The following is a 19,132-nucleotide window of genomic DNA, read 5'->3' as shown; positions in this document are numbered from 1 at the left end:
GGAAAGGAGGGACGAAGGCTTGGGGGGAGGGCGAAGGGGTAACGATAGGGCCTGGCCGAGCGGGCGTGTGCGCGGGTCCGTAGCCCGCGCGTCAGGGCCGGATTACGGTCGTAGGTAGCACCCGGCGAACACCTGGGCTGCGAGGTTCTCCTCCTTAGAGGAACGTACAGGATGCCGGGCGGGCTCACAGCCGGGGCTTCATGCCATCGGTGACTGCCAGTGGGCCGCGTCACAGCGGTTCACTGGGCGACACGCCGCCGGACACCCGGCGGGCGACGACTTGAGGAGACACCCGCATGGAGTTCCTTCGGCCCGCCACCTGGGACGAGGCACTCGCGGCGAAGGCCGAGTACCCGACCGCGCTGCCCCTCTCGGGCGGCACGGACGTCATGGTCGAGCTGAACTTCGACGTGCACCGGCCATCCGCGATTCTCGACCTGAACCGCATCACCGAACTCACCGAATGGTCGAACGACGACGGCGTCGTGAGGCTCGGCGCCGCGGTCCCGTACACCCGGATCATCGCGGAGCTGTCCGGTCCGCTGCCCGGGCTGGCGCTGGCGTCCCGCACCGTCGGCTCGCCGCAGATCCGCAACCGCGGCAGCGTCGGCGGCAACCTCGGCGCGGCCTCCCCGGCCGGCGACTCGCACCCGGCGCTGCTGGCGGCCGGACGGGACGTGTTCGTCGAGGCGGCCTCGGTGCGCGGCACCCGGCTGATCCCGATCGACGACTTCTACGTCGGGGTGAAGCGCAACCGCCTGGAGGCCGACGAGCTGATCCGGGCCGTGCGCATCCCGGTGGCGGACGGGCCGCAGCAGTTCTCGAAGATCGGCACCCGCAACGCCATGGTGATCGCGGTCTGCGCGTTCGGCTTCGCCCTGCACCCGGGGAACGGGACCGTCGGCACCGGCATCGGCTCGGCCTCCCCCACGCCGCGCCGCGCCGTCGAGGCCGAGGAGTACCTCCGGGACGTGCTCGCCGAGCGCGGCCTGTGGGAGTCCGGGGAGCTGCTGGGCACCGAGGTGGTCCAGCGCTTCGGCGAGCTGGTGAAGGCCGCGGCCTCGCCGATCGACGACGTCCGGGGCACCGCCGACTACCGCCGGCACGCGCTCGCCGTGATGGCGCGCCGCACGCTCACCTGGGCCTGGAACGACTACGGCAAGCAGATCAGGAGCGCGGCATGAGGGTCACTTTCACCGCCAACGGCAAGCCGGTCGAGGCCGACGACGTGTGGGAGGGCGAGAGCCTGCTCCACGTCCTGCGCGAGCGGGTCGGCCTGCCGGGCTCGAAGAACGCCTGCGAACAGGGCGAGTGCGGCTCCTGCACGGTCTACCTGGACGGCGTCCCGGTCTGCTCCTGCCTGGTCGCGGCCGGGCAGGTGCAGGACCGCGAGGTGCGCACGGTCGAGGGCCTGGGCACGGAGGACGGCGAACTGGGCCTGGTCCAGCAGGCGTTCGTCGACGCGGGCGCCGTCCAGTGCGGCTTCTGCACCCCCGGCCTGCTGGTGCAGACCGACGCGCTGCTGGCCGACGACCCGCAGCCCAGCGACGACGACATCCGCGAGGCGCTGTCCGGCAACCTGTGCCGCTGCACCGGCTACGAGAAGATCATGGACGCGGTGCGGCTGGCCTCGGCCCGCGCGTGCGCGGGGACGGACGGTGCCCGGTGAGCAGCAGGACGATCCAGGGGCAGAAGAACCTCCAGAACATCAACCAGGCGTCCAAGGACGGCATCGGCGGCTCCCCGCTGCGCCCGGACGGCAACCTGAAGGTCCGCGGCGAGTTCGCCTACTCCTCCGACCTGTGGCACGAGGACATGCTCTGGGGCACGGCGCTGCGCTCGCCGCACCCCCGGGCGAACATCCTCTCGGTGGACATCTCCGAGGCGCTCAAGGTGCCCGGGGTGTACGCGGTGCTGACGCACGAGGACATCCCCGGCTCGAAGTACTACGGTCTGGAGATCCAGGACCAGCCGGCCCTGGCCATCGACAGGATCCGGTACCACGGCGAGGCGATCGCCCTGGTCGCCGCCGACCACCCGGAGACGGCCCGCCGGGCGGTGAAGAAGATCGCGGTCGAGTACGAGGTGCTCCCCCCGATCGTCACCGAGGAGCAATGCCTCGACCCGGAGACCTACGGGTACGTGCACGAGCCGCACGAGTACAAGTCCCATGCGCACGGCAACATCTGCCACGAGCAGCGGCTGGTCTCGGGCCTCGGCGTGAACGACGAGGTGCGGGCGCTGGCGGACGTGATCGTCAGCGGGGACTACGAGGTCGGCATGCAGGACCAGGCCTTCCTCGGCCCGGAGTCCGGACTCGCGGTGCCCGCCGAGGACGGCGGCGTCGACCTCTACATCGCCACCCAGTGGCTGCACGTCGACCGCCAGCAGATGGCGCCGGTGCTCGACCTGCCGGAGGAGAAGGTCCGGCTCACCCTGGCCGGCGTCGGCGGCGCGTTCGGCGGCCGCGAGGACCTGTCGATGCAGATCCACGCCTGCCTGCTGGCCCTGCACACCGGCAAGCCGGTCAAGATCGTCTACTCCCGGGACGAGTCCTTCTTCGGCCACGTGCACCGCCACCCGGCGCGGATGCACTACGAGCACGGCGCCACCCGGGACGGCAGGCTGGTCTTCGCCGACTGCCGGATCGTGCTGGACGGCGGCGCCTACGCCTCCGCCTCCCCCGCCGTGGTCGGCAACGCGGCCTCGCTCGGGCACGGCCCGTACGTCATCCCGAACGTGCGGATGCACGCCATCGCGCTGTACAGCAACAACCCGTCCTGCGGGGCGATGCGGGGCTTCGGCGCGGTGCAGGCGGCGTTCGGCTACGAGTCGCAGATGGACAAGCTCGCCGCCGAACTGGGCATGGACCCGGTGGAGTTGAGGCAGCTCAACGCCGTCTCGCAGGGAGACTTCATGCCCACCGGGCAGGAGATCGACGCACCGGCGCCGGTGGCCGAACTGCTCCGGCGGGCCAAGGAGATGCCGCTGCCGCCGCCGCTGGACACCGAGCACCCGGACGTCCGCCGACTGCCCGGCGCGCTGTCCAACACCTCGCACGGCGAGGGGATCGTGCGCGGCGTCGGCTACTCGGTCGGGATCAAGAACGTCGGCTTCTCCGAGGGCTTCGACGACTACTCCACCGCCCGGGTGCGACTGGAGGCGATCGGCGGCGAGCCGGTCGCCATGGTGCACACCGCGGCGGCCGAGGTCGGCCAGGGCGGCGTCACCGTGCACGCCCAGATCGCCCGCACCGAGCTGGGCGTCGAGCAGGTCACCATCCACCCGGCCAACACCGAGGTGGGGTCGGCCGGTTCGACCTCCGCCTCGCGCCAGACGTACATGACCGGTGGCGCGGTGAAGCTGGCCGCCGAGGCGGTGCGCCGGGAACTGCTCGACCGGGGACGCCGGCGCTACGGCTGGACCCACGACGACCTGGTGCTGACCGGCGGCAAGGTGGTCTCGGCCGGGTCCGGCGTGCTGGTGTCCATCGTCGACCTGCTCGGCGACGACGCCATCGAGCAGACCCGCGAGCACCACCACCGGCCCACCCAGCCCTTCGACAAGGAGACCGGCCAGGGCTTCGGCCACGTCCAGTACACCTTCTGCGCCAACCGCGCGGTGGTGGACGTGGACGTGGAGCTGGGCCTGGTCAAGGTGGTCGAGCTCACCGCCGTCCAGGACGTCGGCAAGGCGCTCAACCCGCTCTCCGTGGTCGGCCAGATCCAGGGCGGCTGCACCCAGGCGCTGGGCCTCGCGGTGATGGAGGAGATCATCGTGCGGGACGGCAAGGTGCGCAACGCCTCCTTCACCGACTACCTGATCCCCACCATCCTGGACACCCCGCCGATCCCGGTGGAGGTGCTCGAACTTCCCGACCCCAACGCGCCGTACGGGCTGCGCGGGGTCGGCGAGGCACCGACCGTCTCGGCGACGCCGTCCATCGTGGCCGCCATCCGCAACGCCACCGGGCTGGCGCTCAACCGGATCCCGGTCCGGCCGGAGCACCTGACCACCGAAAAGCCGCTCTGACGGCCGGAGTTCGCCCTCCCGGGGCGGCGACCCTTCCCCGCCGCCCCGGGACACCCGCCTGCTGCCCTGCCCACGCCGGGGTTCCGCAGTGGTGCGCACCCTCTCAACTCAGCCGCCGGCGCTCCCCCCACGGAGTGCCTCCCGTGAGTCGACAACGTCCCCCTGTGCCAACTTCGTTGACTGGCAGTCAGGTCGGCTCGCCCACCCCAACCCCCTTTGACACTTGGGAGTGGACATGACCCGGATCCCCACGGAGCCCGGCACCACCGAAGCAGACGGAGCCGCCGCGGACGGACCCACCGAGGACATGGCCGACGCGGACGGACCCGACGCGGACGAGACCCACCCCTCGTCCGCGGCAGCACGCCCCGCCGGCGCACTGGACGCCTACTTCAAGATCTCGGCCCGGGGATCGACCCTCGCCAACGAACTGCGCGGTGGACTCACCACCTTCATGGCGATGGCGTACATCATCCTGCTCAACCCGCTCATCCTGAGCGGCGCGGACGCCACCGGCGCCAGGCTGGACCACGCCGCGCTGACCACCGCCACCGCGCTGGCCGCCGCCGTCACCACCGTCCTGATGGGCCTGGTCGGCAACGTGCCGCTCGCCCTCGCCGCGGGCCTCTCCGTCTCCGGCGCCGTCTCCGCACTGGTCGTCCCGCACACCACCTGGGCCCAGGCCATGGGCCTGTGCGTGATCTACGGCCTGCTGATCGTGCTGCTGGTCGTCTCCGGGCTGCGCGAGCGGATCATGAACGGCATCCCGCTGCCGCTCAAGCACTCCATCACCATCGGCATCGGCCTGTTCGTCACGGTGATCGGCCTCTACAAGGCCGGGTTCATGCACACCGGCGGCCCCACCCCGCTCTCGCTCGGCCCCACCGGCGAGCTGGCCGGCTGGCCGGTGCTGGTCTTCTGCGTCACCCTGCTGGCGATCTTCGTGCTGATGGCGCGCGGCGTCCGCGGCACGATCCTGATCGGCGTCGCCGGCGGCACCGTGCTCGCGGTGATCGTCAACCGGGCCGCGCACGTGCCGGCCGCGGCGTGGAGGAACTCGGTACCGGTCTGGCCCGGCAGTCCGGTCTCCGCACCCGACTTCGGCCTGTTCGGCCACATCGACCTGTTCGGCGCCTTCGGCGGTCACGGCATGGGCGCGATCAGCGCCTCGGTCGCGGTGTTCACCCTGGTGCTGGCCGGCTTCTTCGACGCGATGGCCACCATCATCGGCGTCGGCACCGAGGCCGGACTGGCCGACCGGCAGGGCCGGATGCCCGGGCTGTCCAAGGCGCTGTTCATCGACGGCGCGGGCGGCGCGGTCGGCGGCCTGGCGGGCGCCTCCGGGCAGACCGTCTTCGTCGAGTCCGCCACCGGCGTCGGCGACGGCGCCCGCACCGGACTCGCCTCGACCGTCACCGGCGCCCTCTTCGCGCTGATGCTGTTCCTCTCGCCGATCGCCGGGATCGTCCCGGTCGAAGTCGCCTCGGCCGCCCTGGTCGTGATCGGCTCGATGATGATGAGCCAGGCCCGGCACATCGACTGGTCCGACCGCGAGGTGGCCGTCCCGGCCTTCCTCACCTGCGCGCTGATGCCGTTCACGTACAGCATCACGGCGGGCGTCGCGGCCGGCGTCATCTCGTACACCGTCATCAAGGCCGGGGTGGGGCGCTGGCGCGAGCCCGGGCCGCTGATGTGGATCCTCACCGCGGTGTTCGTGGTGTACTTCGCGATCACGCCGGTCAAGTCCTGGCTGGGCGTGCACTAGCCGGTCCGCCCCGCGCCGCCGATCGGGGGCGCCCTCGGGCGGGCTCCGTCGGGCGGCTCCGTCGGGCGGCTCCGTCGAGCTGGCGCCGTCGGTTCGACGGGGTACCGCCGGCTTCCCCGAACGCCTTGGCCACCACCGCCGCCGTACGGGATCGTTTCCCGTACGGCGGCGTCTCCCGCTACTGTCGAAACCGTGTAAGGAGCCTCCCCATGCAGGACATCGCCGAGCAGCTGCGGGCCTGGCACGCGTCCGGGCGGGCCTTCGCCGTGGCCACCGTGGTCGGCGTCTCCGGCAGCGCTCCGCGCGACCCCGGGGCGGCGCTGGCCGTGGACGCGGACGGCGAGGTCGTCGGCAGCGTCTCCGGCGGGTGCGTCGAGGGCGCGGTCTACGAGCTCTGCCAGGCCGCCATCGCGAGCGGCGAGCCGGTGCTGGAGCGCTTCGGTTACAGCGACGAGGACGCCTTCGCGGTGGGTCTGACCTGCGGCGGCGTCCTGGACGTGTTCGTCCAGCCGGTGGTGCCGGGCGCCGACGCCGGACTGGACACCGGGATCGCCCACATCGCGGCCGGCACGCCGGTGGCGCTGGTGCGGGTGATCGTCGGGCCGGGCGCCCTGGTCGGGGCCACCCTGGCGGTCACCGCCGACGACGTCGCCGGCGCGCTCTCGCCGACGCCCTCCACGGTCGGCGGCCTGGAGCGGGCGATCGTCACCCAGGCCCGGGCGATGCTGGAGGCCGGACACACCGGCCGGGTGGTGCTCGGCCTGGACGGACGCCCCTGCGACGAACACCGGCAGGGCACCGTCACCTGCTTCGTCGACTCGTACGTGCCGGCGCCGCGGATGCTGGTGTTCGGGGCGATCGACTTCGCGGCCGCGGTGGTGCGGATCGGCAGGTTCCTGGGCTACCACGTGACCGTGTGCGACGCCCGGCCCGTCTTCGCCACCGTCCGTCGCTTCCCCGACGCCGACGAGGTGGTGGTCGACTGGCCGCACCGCTACCTGGACTCCCAGCTCGGCCGGATCGACGGACGCACCGTGCTCTGCGTGCTCACCCACGACGCCAAGTTCGACATCCCGCTGCTGGAGCGCGCCCTGCGGCTGCCGGTCGGCTACGTCGGCGCGATGGGCTCGCGCCGCACCGACCGGGAGCGCGTGGCCCGGCTGCGCGAGGCGGGGCTCACCGAGGCCGAACTGGCCCGGCTGCGCTCCCCGATCGGCCTGGACCTCGGCTCGCGCACCCCGGAGGAGACGGCGGTGTCCGTCGCCGCCGAGATCGTCGCCCACCGGCGGGGCGGCAGCTGCCTGCCGCTGAGCGCCTCGGACGGGCCGATCCACCACGACGGGCCCGACCACCGCGCCGGGACGATCCACCACGACGGGCCCGACCACCACGGCCTGTCGCGCACGGGAACCGAGGGCGAGGAGGCGGGCACGGCCGAGGGCCCGACACCCCGTCCCCACGCGGCCTGAGGCGGGAGCGCCCGAGCGCCACTCACGTTGCGTGGCCACCGGCACGGCGGGAGGCTGGAGTTGCGGACTCACCCCGAGCCCGGGGAAGGAGCGGGGATCATGCGCGCCCTGCTGGAGGTCGAACTCGACACCGCGACCTCGAACAAGCTGATCAGCGACGGAGCGATGGCGGAAGGGATCCAGCAAGTCCTGGCCCAACTCAAGCCGGAAGCCGCCTACTTCCTCACCCGCAACGGACGTCGCGGCATGGTCATGGTCGTCGACGTCGCGGACGAGGCCTCGCTGCCGTCGATCGCCGAGCCGTTCTGGGACCGGCTGAACGCCACCGTCGACCTGCACATCTGCATGAACGCCGACGAACTCGCGGAAGGGCTGAAGCGCCTCGGCCGCTGAGGCCTCCGGCCCGGCGCCGGCGGACGGATCAGTCCGTCAGCGCCAGCTTCACACCGAAGCCCACCACGACCGCGCCGGTCACCCGGTCCATCAGCCGCCGGGCGGCCGGCCGGCGCAGCCAGCCGCGCAGCACCTGGGCGAAGCCCACCAGGACCGTCGACCAGAGCAGGCCCTCCACGACGTGCACGCAGGTCAGCGCCACGCCGGCGGCGAAGTGCGGGGCCCCGGCCGGGATGAACTGCGGCAGCACGGCCACGTAGAAGACCCCGACCTTGGGGTTCAGCAGGTTGGTCAGGGTGCCCCGCCGCCAGCCGTGCGCGAACCCGCCGTCCTGCGGCTCCTCCTCGGCCGACGCCTCGCCGCCGCGGCTGCGCAGCATCCCGATGCCCATCCACACCAGGTAGGCCGCGCCCGCCCAGCGCAGGATCTCGTACCCGACCTGCGAGGCGGTCAGCAGCGCCGTCACGCCGGCCGAGGTCAGCGTCCCCCAGAGCAGCGTCCCGGTCTGGATCCCCAGCACGACCCCCCACGCCTGCCGGCGGCGCCCCAACGCCGAGGTCCGCAGGATCAGCGCGGTGTCGAGCCCGGGCGTGAGCGTGAGCAGCCCCACGACGAGGGCGAAGGACCACAGAGCCGTTGTCATCTCCATGGGCCTCGATCCTCTCACAGCCCCGGGCGGCCCCCTCGGGCCACCCGGAGCGGCCCCGACCGGCGGCCCGCGTCAGGTGACGTTGAGGCGGGCGGCCAGGCGCAGCAGGCCGGGGCTGAGGCGGGAGAGGAAGCGGGCGGCCTTGGCCTCCGGGGTGACGGGGACGACGGGCTTTCCGGTGCGGACGGCGGTGAGGATCGCGGCGGCGACCTTCTCCGGGGGGAAGCCGCGGCGGGCGTAGAGCTTAGCGGCCCGGGCCTGCTTGGCGGCCTGCTCGTCGGAGGTGGTGGCGGAGAAGGTGGAGGTGCGGGTGATGTTGGTGTTGACGATGCCGGGGCAGATCGTGGAGACGCCGATGCCGTGGCCGACGAACTCGGCGCGCAGGCAGTCGGAGAGCATGAACACCGCGGCCTTGCTGGTGGCGTAGGCGGTGAGCGCCTTGGAGGGCAGGTACGCGGCGGCCGAGGAGACGTTGACGATGTGGCCGCCCTGGTCACGGTCGGCCATCAGGCCGCCGAAGGCGCGGCAGCCGTGGATCACGCCCCAGAGGTTGACGTCCAGGACCCGCTGCCACTCCTTCTCGGTGGTCTGCAGGAACGTCCCGGAGTGGCCGATGCCGGCGTTGTTGACCATCACGTCGGGCACCCCGTGCTCGGCCGCGACGGTCTGCGCGAAGGCGTCCATCGCGGCGCCGTCCGAGACGTCCACCCGGTAGGCGTGCGCCTTCGGCCCGATCAGCGAGGCCAGTTCGGCGGTGCGCTCGGCGGCCGCGAGGTCGAGGTCGCAGACCACCACCCGGGCGCCGTCCTCGGCGAAGGCGAGCGCGGTGGCCCGGCCGATGCCGCTGCCGCCGCCGGTGACCACGACCAGCCGGCCGTCCCCCTCGGCCGGTCGGGCCCGGCCCGTCTCGATGCGGGTGGTGAACTCGCGGACCATCCCGGCCACGGTGGCCCCCTTCTCCAGCAGCGCCGACCAGTGGCCGGCGTGCAACGTCCTGCGGGTCAGTTCGGGCACCCAGCGCTCCAGCCCCTCGGAGAGGTAGGTGCCGACGTAGCGGTCCCGGGTGAGGGTGATCAGCTGGACCGGCACCTCGGTCGGCCGCTCGCGCGGACTGCCCAGGGTGGGGCGGAAGTTGGCCCGGTACAGCTCGATGCCGCGGACCGCGTCGCGGCGCAGGGTGGACTGCGGGTGGTCGGCGCGCGGGGTGACGTGCTCCAGGTCGCGCAGCACCCGCGGCCAGGCCCGGGCCAGGCCGAGGCGCCAGATGCCGGGGGCGAGGTAGGGCAGGTGGAAGGCGGTGATGTACCAGGAGTGCAGGCCCTGGTGCAGCAGTTGCCCGAGGTGGCGGGGGGTGGGGCGGCGCAGCCGGTGGCGCAGCCAGTGGCCCATGTGGTCCAGGCTGGGGCCGGACAGGGTGGTGTACGAGGCGATCCGGCGCTCGGCACCGGGCGCGGTGACGGCCTCCCAGGACTGGATCGAGCCCCAGTCGTGGGCGACGAGGTGCACCGGGCGGTCCGGGCTGACGGCGTCGGCGACGGCGAACAGGTCCTCGGCGAGGTGCTCCAGGCGGTAGCCGGACCGGTCGGCGGGGGCGGCCGACTCCCCCGCGCCGCGCACGTCGTAGCGGACCACGTGGTGGTCGCGGGCGAGGTCGGCGGCGATGTCGTCCCAGACGACGTGGCTGTCGGGGTAGCCGTGCACGAGGAGGACGGTGGGGGCGGCCGGGTCGCCCTGCTCGAAGACGGCGAGCGGGAGGCCGCCGGAGCGGACGGTCCGGCGGCGGATGTCCGCGTGCGGGGGGCGGCTCGTCATCGGGTGGCCTCCAGGGTGGTCGGCGCGGCGGCGGTCGGGGCGGCGGTGGTCGGCGCGGCGGTGGTCGGCGCGGCGGCGGTCGGCGCGGCGGCGGTCGGGGCCGTGGCGGCCGACTCGGTCTCGGCGGTCCAGCGGCGGACGTGCGGAAGGTCGTCGTCGAGCCAGTAGGCGTCGTCCTCGGTGACCACCAGCAGTTCCTCGAACTTGATGCCCACACCGCGGAAGCCGATGTGCGGCTCGACCGCCCACAGGCCCGGGGTGGGCGCGTGCCGGGACGACCGGCCGTCCGCCCAGAGCGGTGAACGGCCGTGCAGGCGCTCGGAGATGAGCTCGCGGCCGAGGGTCTGGAGGGTGCGCACGCCGAAGCCGAAGAGGTTCACGCCGGCCGGGCCGCGCGCCGTGTTGCGGGTGACCTGGTGGCCGATCACCCGGCCCGGGTAGACCTGGTGGCGGTTGTCGTAGCCGTGCGCGGCGATCTGGGCGTCCACCGCCGCGTACACCTCGGCGAGCGGCTTGCGGGCCCGCACCTCCTCGAGGATCAGCCGGCGGTAGACCTTCAGGTCGGCGGCCAGACGGTCCCAGACCCGGTTCTCGCCGACCTTGCCGCCGTAGCCGATGTCGGCGGTGTAGCCGTCCACCACGGGCGCGCAGTCCAGCACGTACGGCATGCCCGTCTCCAGGCGGCGGTTGCCGGCGAAGAACTGCAGCGGGGTGTGGAAGTGCCGGAACGCCGTCCGGTCACCGAACCAGGCGAAGGGGACGTGGAAGAAGTCCTGCACCCCGGAGGCGACCAGTCGGCGGCGCAGCTCGGCGGTGGCCTGCCGCTCGGTGACGCCGGGTTCGATCCAGGCGGCCACCTGTTCGGCGCAGTCGTAGGCGAGTTGCTGGATCTCGCGGAAGCGGGCGAGGTCGTGCTCGGTGTAGCGGAAGGCGGGGGGCGCTGTCGCCATGGCTGGGCTCCTTCTGGCGGTCGAGCACGAGGGTCTAGAGGTCGAGCACGAGGGTCTCGCCCTCGGCGGCCCGGGAGACGCAGGGCAGCAGGGCGCCGGCGGCGCGCTGCTCGGGGGTGAGGCGGCGGTCCCGGTGGTCGGGCGAGCCGGCCAGCACGCGGACCTCGCAGGTGCCGCAGAAGCCCTGGTGGCAGGAGTACGGGAGGTCGGGGCGGGCCTCGCGCAGCACGTCCAGGGCGGAACGGCCGGCGGGGACGTCCAGGGCCGGACCGTCGGTGCCGAGGCGGACGGCGAACGGCTCGCCGTCGACGACCGGGGCCGCACCGAAGCGCTCGAAGTGCAGGGCGGCGGCCGGGGAGTCGTCCAGGGCGCGCTGCACGGCGGTGAGCATCGGCGCCGGGCCGCAGCAGTAGACGGCGGCGCCGCGCGGGGCGTGGGCGAGCAGCTCGGCTCCCGTGGGGACGCCGCCGTGCTCGTCGTCGGTGCGCAGCACCACCCGGCGCGGGTCGAGGGCGCGCAGCTCGTCCGTGTACGGGAGGGTGTCGGCACTGCGACCGACGTGGACCAGGCGCCAGTCCAGGCCGTGCCGCTGCGCCTCGCGGGCCATCGGGAGCAGCGGGGTGATGCCGATGCCGCCGGCCAGCAGGAGGACGGCGGGCTCGGCACAGAAGGCGAAGCCGTTGCGCGGGCGGCGGGCGGCGAGCCGCGCGCCGGGGTGCAGGGCGTCGTGGACCTCGACGGATCCGCCGCCGCCCTCGGGCAGCCGCCGGACGGCGATGCGGTAGGTGGTGCGGTCGGCCGGGTCACCGCAGAGGGAGTAGTGGCGCTCGCGGCCGGAGGGCAGGACGAACCTCAGGTGGGCGCCGGGCTGCCAGCCGGGCAGCGGGCCGCCGGAGGGGTCGGCGAGCCGCAGCTCCACGACGTCGACGGCCGGTTGGCGGCGCTCGACGACGACCAGCTGGAGCAGCGGGGTGGGGCGGCTGAGCGGACGGCGGGGGTTGCGGCGCAGCAGCGGGCCGCCGAGGGCCGGGCTGTAGCAGTCGCCGAAGGCGGTGAGCCGGCGCATGAAGCCATCGGCGCGGGGGCGGCCGTAGAGGTCGGGGGGCGGGGTGAACAGGTCCATCCGGCGGGGTCCTCGGGGTGGGGAGCGGGTGGCGGGCGGGACGGCTGACGGCTGACGGCGGGCGGCGGGCGGCTGACGGGTTTCAGATTTCAGATTTCAGCGAACAGATGACGCTTTCTGTTCGCTGAAGCCCGTCATCCGTCATCCGTCATCCGTGAGCCGTCATCTGTCATCTGCCGCTCGTCACCCGCGCCCGGCGGCCGCGCGGGCCGCCGGGGAGGTGGCGAGGTAGCCCAGCGCCTGGCTGGACGAGCCCTCCTGGGTCGGGTGGTAGCCCGGCCGCAGGTAACGCAGCCCGGAGCGGATCGACTTGACCGGGTCCGGCAGCAGTCCGCGCTTGGCGATGCGGCCCGCCTCCCGCCAGGTCGGCTTGAGCCGCCCCCGCAGGGTGGGGTCGGCGGCGAGCAGGAAGCGCGCTCCGCGCACCCAGAGGTGGACCAGCAGCGGCCCGGACATCGCCATCCCGCGCACCCGGCGCAGGTAGCCCGGGTCCAGGTGGACCATCAGGTCGTAGGCGACGCTGCGGTGCTCGACCTCCTCCGCGCCGTGCCAGCGCAGCAGGTCCAGCATCGTCGGGTCGGCCTTGGCCCGGTCCAGGCCCGGGGAGTTGAGCGCCCAGTTGCCGAGGAAAGCGGTGAAGTGCTCGATCGCCGCGATGAAGGCGACCCGCTCGATGACGTTCTCGCGCTGCCGAGCCGGCGTCAGCCCCGGCTTGTCGCCGAGGACGCGCTGGAACAGCCAGGAGATCTGCCGGACGTACGGCCTCGGGTCGAGCCCCTGGCCGAGCAGGTGGTCCAGGACCTCCTGGTGCGCCTCGGCGTGGATGGCCTCCTGTCCGATGAACCCGAGGACCTCCTCGCGCAGTTGCTCGTCCCGGATGAGCGGCAGCGCCTCCTTGAACACCTTGACGAACCACCGCTCGCCCTCGGGCAGCAGCAGGTGCAGCACGTTGATGACGTGGGTGGCCATCGGCTCGTCCGGGATCCAGTGCAGCGGCAGCTGGGCCCAGTCGAAGCGGACGTCCCGGGGTTCCAGGACGAGGCCGTCGTGCACGCGCGCGGCGGGGGCGGCGAGGGCGGGGACGGGGGTGGAACGGGGCATGGCAGGCCCTCCTGACCTGGGGGCGGCGGCTCGGCTCCAGGGAAACGTACTCGCGGGTAGCCGCCAGGACAAGGGTTTCGGCAGCCCTTATCGACATCGAGTCTAATAAGTGGTGTGCATCGGCGAACGCCACGGGAAACGCGGGAGGCCCCACCGGCTTCCCGGCGGGGCCTCGTCGAACTCATGTGCGCGACCGTCGGCTTCCCGTCAGACCGCCATCGCCAGCATCAGCGGCGCCGCCCGGGCCGCCAGCAGTTCGGCGGCGGCCTTCAGCCTGTGGATGCTGTCCGCCGGCATCGAGGTGGCCAGACAGCCGACCGTGCTGCCCGCCGTGATCGGCACCGCCGCGCACACCGTGCCGAGCGCGTACTCCTGGATGTCCAGCACCGGCACCGTGGCCGGCTGCCGCTCCAGCCGGTGCATCAGCTGGTCGGCGTCGGTGACGGTGCGGGAGGTGAGCCGGGCGACGGGGTGCCGGGAGAGGTGGTCCCGCCGGGCATCCACGTCCAACTGGCTGAGCAGGCACTTGCCGATCGCGCTGGCGTGCGCGGTGGCCCGGAAGTCCACCCACTCCTGCACGGCCGGCGCGTAGTCGGCGGCCGAGACCGCCTCCACCGACAACTCGCCGTCGTGGTACCGGCTGAAGTACACCGCGGCGCCCAACTCGTCCCGGAGTTCGGCGAGCTTGCGGTTGAGCCGGGCCTTCACCAGCTGCTCCCGGTTGTGCTGGCCGAGCAGGGCGAAGGTGCCGCCGAGCAGCCACCCGCCGTCCTGGCACTGGAGGTAGCCCTCCACCTCCAGGATCTCGGCGAGCCGCCGCACGGTGGGCAGCCCGAGCGAGGTCTCCCGGGCGAGGGCCACCAGGGTGGCGCCGTCGGGGTGGCGATCGACCGCCTCCAGCAGTCTGAGGGCGTGCTGGAGGGAGGTGAACGGGCCCGCCGGACCCTGGTCCAAAGCGGCGTGACGACCCGGGGCTGGTGTCGACATGTCGTCCCCTTCCGATGTCCCCCCACGGAGCGACCGCGGGCACGCACCAGCCTATCGACCCGGTGGCTCCGACGGCTCCCGTCCGTGAATATCCGTGAACAATCCGTGGAGACCACCCGCCGGACCGGCCGGTCACCGGGGATCAGCAGTGCGGCACGTTCCGGTCGTTGCCACCGTGCAGACCCAGGCGTCCCTCACGGGACCGACGGGTCTCCGGCTCCGCTGCCCCGCCGATCACGACGGGCCCCTCCCCCACTGCCCCGGCGGAGGGGCCCTCGCACGGCCCCCCGGCGTGGGGCCCGGCGGCCGTGCGGGGGGTGGTGCGGTCGAAGGGTCGAGCGGTGGTCGGCATCAGGCCTCGTCGCCCGCACGCAGCCTGGCGACGGCAGCGGCCAGCCGGGCGCCGTACTCCTCGTCCGCCGCGTGGAAGTGGGCGAGGTTCTTCTCCACCACGTCGTCGCGCGAGACCTGGGTCAGGGAGCCCGCGATGTTGTCGATCAGGCGGACTCCGTGGTCAGGATCTTGGGCATGGAGGGTCCTTCGGGTGTCAATGAGGGCGGTGCGTGGAGGGAGAACTGACGCTTCGTCATATCTCTGCTCGGTCGGGCTTCCGACGAGCCATCCGCAGCGCCGTCAGCCGCCGAGCAGGCTCCGCACGACGGTCGCGGACGTCGCCGGGTCGGCCACCGGGCGGGCGGCGGTCAGCGCGGCGGCCTCCTCGGCGGCGACACCGGCCCCGGTGAGGGCCGCGACGGCCTCGGCGGCCGGGAGGGCGTTGAACCAGCGCAGTGCGAGGGCCGTGCGGCCGGCCTCGGTGAGGCGGCCGGCGAGCCGGAGGCGGGCCAGGCCGCCGTCCGGGTAGACGTTGATGCGCACATGGGTCACCGGGCGGCCGGCGTCGAGCCGGAAGCGGTGCCGGGTGTCGGGCTGGAGCCTTGTGCGGGGCAGGAGTTCGAACCACGGGCCGTCGGCCGGGTCGGCCCCGGTCGAGGCGTCGAAGCCGACCAGGTCGGCCCAGCCGGGGGCATTGGCGACGAAGCAGGAGGTGTCCACTTCGGCGGCCAGGACCTCACCGCCCCCGGCCAGGGCGATCTGCACCCAGTCGTTGGCCTTGTCGCGCCGACGCCTGGTCTCCCAACCGTCGCCCATGACGGTGGCGCGGCCGGGAGCGTTCAGGTTGTGCGGGGAGGAGAAGTAGCGGTCGGAGGCCGCCTCGGCCACGCCGCCGTACTCCTGGGCGGCCAGGTCGAAGGTGAGGCCGTCCAGTTCGCGGGGGTCGGGCAGCACCTCGCCGTGCACCCGCAGCCGGGCGACGCCGCCGTCCGGGAAGATGTTCAGCCGCACATGGGTGTAGCGGGTGCCGTCCGCGACGGCGAACTCGTGGGCGGTGTCGCCCTTCAGCGCGGTGCGCGGCACGATCGTGGTCCACCGCGCGTCCCGGAGTTCCTCGGGCGAGGGGTGGCCGGGGACGGACGCGGCCTCGACCGAGGCGGACTCCGGGTAGTTGCCGGTGAAGTGGGCGGTGTCCACGATCACGCCGTGGACCACCCCGGCGACGCCGAGCCGGACGATCGTCCAGTCGTGGTCCTCGTCCGTGGGGTGCGGCCGTTCGGCGGAGACTCCGCGACGGCGCTTGGACTCCCAGCCGTCCATGATCTGGCCCTTGTGGCCGAAGGTGTGCGGGCGGAACTCGGCCGGCTTGGCGACCAGCAGGTTCTCGGCGTCCGCGAAGGTGTCCTCGTTGGTGGCGACGACGCCGGCACCGAGCAGTCGGGAGGCCAGGTTGACCAGCTCGGTGAAGGGAGCACTCGGGCTTTCGGCAGTGGTCACTGACTCTCCTTCAGGCGCGTACGGACGGGGTGTTGGCGGTGGGGAGGGAGTGGGGCCGGGCGAGCTGCCGGCCGAGGGGGCGGGCCGCGAGGTCCACCTGGCGGCCGCGCAGCCAGGTGGCGCGCACGGCGCCGGTGAGGGTCCGGCCCGCGTAGGGGGTCACCGGGTTGCGGTGGTGCAGCCCGCTCGCCCGGACGGCGAACTCGCCCTCGGGGTCGAAGGCGACCAGGTCCGCGTCGTGGCCGGGGGCGATGGCACCCTTGGTGCCGGTGAGGCCGACCAGTTCGGCCGGTCCGGCGGACATCCAGCGCACCACGTCGGCCAGGGTGTGGCCGCGTCGGCGGGCTTCGGTCCAGACGGCCGGCAGGCCGAGCTGGAGCGAGGCGATGCCGCCCCAGGCGGCCGCGAAGTCGCCGCTGCCGCCGTACTCGGGCAGCAGCTTGAGGTCGGGGGTGGAGGGCGAGTGGTCGGAGACGACGGCGATGAACTCGCCGTTCGCCAGGGCCTCCCAGAGGGCGTCCCGGTTGGACTCGTCGCGGATCGGCGGACAGCACTTGAAGGCGGTGTCACCGTCCGGCACCTGCTCGGCGGCGAGCGTCAGGTAGTGCGGACAGGTCTCCGCGCTCACCCGTACACCGTCCTCGCGGGCCTGCCGCAGCAGTGGCAGGACGGCGGCGGAGGAGACGTGCAGGACGTGCACCCGGGCACCGGTGCGCCGGGCCGTGTCGAGCAGCCGGGCGACGGCCGCGGTCTCCGCGTCGGCGGGCCGGGAGGCCAGGAAGTCCCGGTAGTGGACGCCGGATCGCTGCGGGGCGGCGGCGAGCACGGCCGGGTCCTCGGCGTGGATGATCGCCAGCGCCCCGATCCGGGCCTGCTCGGCCAGCGCGGCCGTCAGGTCCTCGGCCTCGACGTGCGGGAACTCGTCCACCCCGGAGGGGGCGAGGAAGCTCTTGAAGCCGAACACGCCCTCCCGGTGCAGCGCTTCGAGGTCGGCGACGTTGCCGGGGACGGCGCCGCCCCAGAAGCCGAGGTCGACCCAGGCCTGCCCCTCGGCGGTCTTCCGTTTGAGTGCCAGTCCCGCCACCGTGGTGGTGGGCGGGATCGAGTTGAGCGGCATGTCGATGATCGTGGTGACGCCTCCGGCCGCGGCGGCCCGGGTGGCGGTGGCGAAGCCCTCCCACTCGGTGCGGCCCGGCTCGTTGACGTGCACGTGGGTGTCGACCAGGCCGGGCAGCAGGGCGGTGTCGCCGAGGTCGACGAGCTCGCCCTCGGCGGCCGCGAGCGAGCCGTGCGGGGCCGTCCGGGTGATCGTCCCGTCCTGGATCAGCACGTCCGCGGGACGCTCGCCGTCAGGCAGGACCGCCCGGCGGGAGCGGATCACCGTGGGCTGGCCGAAAGGCATGGGGACCTCCGAAACCTGGAAGTTGAGGCGCGGGGACACGGGTGGAGGCGAAGGATTGCGGGGAGCCTAGGCCCGGCTTCAACAAAACGTCAATGGATGAACGCACGAGGGCTCAGCCCGACAGCAGCTCGACGGCCAGCTTCTCGCCCGCGAGTTCGGCCAGCTCGCCGGCCCGGGTCATGCTCTCCCCCGGCCGCTCGGCCAGGTCGGTCAGGGCCATCGCGGCGGTGAAGCCGGCGGCCCGCCACTCGGGCTCGGAGAGCTCCAGCCGACCCGCCACGGCGGCCACCCGAACCCCCGCCCGGGCGGCCGCCGCGGCGACCCCGGCGGGGGCCTTGCCGTGGAGCGTCTGCGCGTCCAGGCAGCCCTCGCCGGTCACGACGAGGCGTGCCCCTCGCACGGCCCCGTCGAAGCCCAGCAGGTCGAGCAGCAGCTCGATGCCGGGTCGCATGGTGGCGCCGAGCAGGGCCAGGGCGGCGAAGCCCACCCCACCCGCGGCGCCGGCGCCCGGCGCCTCCCGGACGTCCCGCCCGGTGGCCTCGGCGACCAGGTCGGCGAACCGGGTCAGCCCCGCCTCCAGGACCACCAGGTCCGCACCGTCGGCGCCCTTCTGCGGGCCGTAGACGGCCGCGGCGCCACGCGGGCCGAGCAGCGGGTTGTCCACGTCGCAGGCCACCACGACCTCGACCCCGCCCAGCGCCTCGGCCAGCGGGCCGAGGTCGATCTCCGCGAGCCCGCGCAACGCGGCTCCACCGGGCGGGAGTTCGGCGCCGGCGGCGTCGCGCAGCCGCACCCCGAGTGCCTGCACCATGCCGGCGCCGCCGTCCGTACCGGCACTGCCGCCCAGGCCGAGCACGATCCGCCCGACGCCGAGCGACACCGCCTTGGCGATCAGCTGGCCGACCCCGTAGGACCCGGCCGCGAGCGGTGCGGCGCGGCCGCCGGGCAGCCGGGCGAGGCCGGAGGCCTGCGCCAGCTCGACCACGGCGGTGTCGTCCCGGACGGCCAGCGCGGCGTCCACCGGCAGGCCCGTCGGACCGGCCACCTTGGCCGGGACCCGGCTGAAGCCGGCCGCGAGCGCGGCGGCCAGGGTGCCCTCCCCGCCGTCGGCGACGGGCAGTTCGCGCACCTCGGTACCGGGCGCGGCACGCCGGATGCCGGCGGCGATCCGGGCCGCCACCTCGGAGCCCTCCAGGCTGCCCTTGAACTTGTCGGGGGCGACGACCACATGGCCCTGGTGGGGGATGGGGGGCATGGCGCGGTCCTCGCTTCCGTACGGGTCTGGCGGTGGTTCTGCGATGTGCGTCCAGCATGGGCCCGGGCGCACCGGGGGGCCAGCGCCTGGGCCGGGGCGGCCGGGATCGGCTGGGTGGCCGGGACGGGCCGGGTGGCCGGGACGGGCCGGGTGGCCGGGACGCTTCGGGTCCGAAGGGGAGCCGACCGAGGTGGCCCGCAGGGGTGCGCCCCCTCCCCGCCCGCTCCCCCGTCCCGCTTCCGGCCCACGGGGGACTCCCCTCGGCGGGGAGGAGGCCGGGCGACGCGTACCGGGCACGACCGAAGTGCCCCTGGGGGACGTACGCGTCACCGGCTTGGATCGACCGACGGGCGGGCGGATGAGC

The 19,132-nt window shown here is 73.8% G+C and carries 15 protein-coding genes and 1 pseudogene; 6 read left to right on the top strand and 10 right to left on the bottom strand.

Annotated features, from left to right (window positions below; translation table 11 throughout):
• Positions 1-296: 296 nt before the first annotated feature.
• From ABZ449_RS01720 to ABZ449_RS01695, 6 genes are all read left to right on the top strand, one after another.
• Positions 297-1,184, top strand: a complete 888-nt coding sequence (locus ABZ449_RS01720; protein WP_360338333.1) for an FAD binding domain-containing protein — start codon at positions 297-299, stop codon at positions 1,182-1,184.
• Entirely contained in the window at positions 1,181-1,669 is a 489-nt protein-coding gene (locus tag ABZ449_RS01715) for a (2Fe-2S)-binding protein (RefSeq protein ID WP_360338330.1), read from the top strand. Before ABZ449_RS01720 ends, ABZ449_RS01715 begins: the two co-directional genes overlap by 4 nt.
• The gene (gene pucD / locus ABZ449_RS01710) at positions 1,666-4,032 is read left to right on the top strand and encodes a xanthine dehydrogenase subunit D (protein ID WP_360338327.1); all 2,367 of its coding nucleotides are present in this window, start codon (positions 1,666-1,668) and stop codon (positions 4,030-4,032) included. The genes ABZ449_RS01715 and pucD overlap by 4 nt, the downstream gene beginning before the upstream one ends.
• A 307-nt stretch (positions 4,033-4,339) precedes the next feature.
• Positions 4,340-5,797, top strand: a complete 1,458-nt coding sequence (locus ABZ449_RS01705) for an NCS2 family permease (RefSeq protein WP_360338800.1) — start codon at positions 4,340-4,342, stop codon at positions 5,795-5,797.
• A 209-nt stretch (positions 5,798-6,006) separates the two neighbouring features.
• Positions 6,007-7,266 carry an XdhC/CoxI family protein gene (locus tag ABZ449_RS01700; RefSeq protein WP_360338324.1) on the top strand — a complete coding sequence of 420 codons (1,260 nt, stop codon included), beginning with the start codon at positions 6,007-6,009 and terminating at the stop codon, positions 7,264-7,266.
• A gap of 99 nt (positions 7,267-7,365) precedes the next feature.
• Positions 7,366-7,659 carry a hypothetical protein gene (locus ABZ449_RS01695; RefSeq protein WP_360338321.1) on the top strand — a complete coding sequence of 98 codons (294 nt, stop codon included), beginning with the start codon at positions 7,366-7,368 and terminating at the stop codon, positions 7,657-7,659.
• Between the two features lie 28 nt (positions 7,660-7,687).
• Here the strand turns inward: ABZ449_RS01695 and ABZ449_RS01690 are convergent, their stop codons facing one another.
• The 10 genes and pseudogenes from ABZ449_RS01690 to ABZ449_RS01645 form a co-directional block, all read right to left on the bottom strand.
• Complete coding sequence (locus ABZ449_RS01690; RefSeq protein ID WP_360338318.1) at positions 7,688-8,308, bottom strand: LysE family translocator; 621 nt, start codon at positions 8,306-8,308, stop codon at positions 7,688-7,690.
• A 72-nt stretch (positions 8,309-8,380) separates the two neighbouring features.
• Entirely contained in the window at positions 8,381-10,120 is a 1,740-nt protein-coding gene (locus ABZ449_RS01685) for an SDR family oxidoreductase (RefSeq protein WP_360338315.1), read from the bottom strand.
• The gene (locus tag ABZ449_RS01680; RefSeq protein WP_360338312.1) at positions 10,117-11,070 is read right to left on the bottom strand and encodes a M24 family metallopeptidase; all 954 of its coding nucleotides are present in this window, start codon (positions 11,068-11,070) and stop codon (positions 10,117-10,119) included. The genes ABZ449_RS01685 and ABZ449_RS01680 overlap by 4 nt, the downstream gene beginning before the upstream one ends.
• A gap of 34 nt (positions 11,071-11,104) precedes the next feature.
• Positions 11,105-12,193, bottom strand: a complete 1,089-nt coding sequence (locus tag ABZ449_RS01675; RefSeq protein WP_360338309.1) for a PDR/VanB family oxidoreductase — start codon at positions 12,191-12,193, stop codon at positions 11,105-11,107.
• A gap of 183 nt (positions 12,194-12,376) precedes the next feature.
• Positions 12,377-13,294, bottom strand: a complete 918-nt coding sequence (locus tag ABZ449_RS01670; protein ID WP_360338306.1) for a metal-dependent hydrolase — start codon at positions 13,292-13,294, stop codon at positions 12,377-12,379.
• A gap of 207 nt (positions 13,295-13,501) precedes the next feature.
• The gene (locus ABZ449_RS01665; protein WP_360338303.1) at positions 13,502-14,281 is read right to left on the bottom strand and encodes an IclR family transcriptional regulator C-terminal domain-containing protein; all 780 of its coding nucleotides are present in this window, start codon (positions 14,279-14,281) and stop codon (positions 13,502-13,504) included.
• Between the two features lie 351 nt (positions 14,282-14,632).
• A pseudogene (locus ABZ449_RS01660) lies at positions 14,633-14,785 on the bottom strand (catalase-related domain-containing protein); the annotation flags it as partial.
• A gap of 129 nt (positions 14,786-14,914) precedes the next feature.
• Entirely contained in the window at positions 14,915-16,111 is a 1,197-nt protein-coding gene (gene alc, locus ABZ449_RS01655; protein ID WP_360338300.1) for an allantoicase, read from the bottom strand.
• 10 nt (positions 16,112-16,121) lie between these two features.
• Positions 16,122-17,513, bottom strand: a complete 1,392-nt coding sequence (gene allB / locus ABZ449_RS01650) for an allantoinase AllB (protein WP_360338297.1) — start codon at positions 17,511-17,513, stop codon at positions 16,122-16,124.
• Between the two features lie 112 nt (positions 17,514-17,625).
• Positions 17,626-18,768, bottom strand: a complete 1,143-nt coding sequence (locus ABZ449_RS01645; RefSeq protein WP_360338294.1) for a glycerate kinase — start codon at positions 18,766-18,768, stop codon at positions 17,626-17,628.
• Positions 18,769-19,132 lie beyond the last annotated feature (364 nt).

The sequence above is a fragment of the Kitasatospora sp. NPDC005856 genome (genome assembly GCF_040629945.1).
In the GTDB taxonomy this organism is placed as follows: Bacteria; Actinomycetota; Actinomycetes; order Streptomycetales; family Streptomycetaceae; genus Kitasatospora.
The sequence above is the reverse complement of the archived record's forward strand: the minus strand, read 5'-3'. Positions and strand labels throughout refer to the sequence as shown.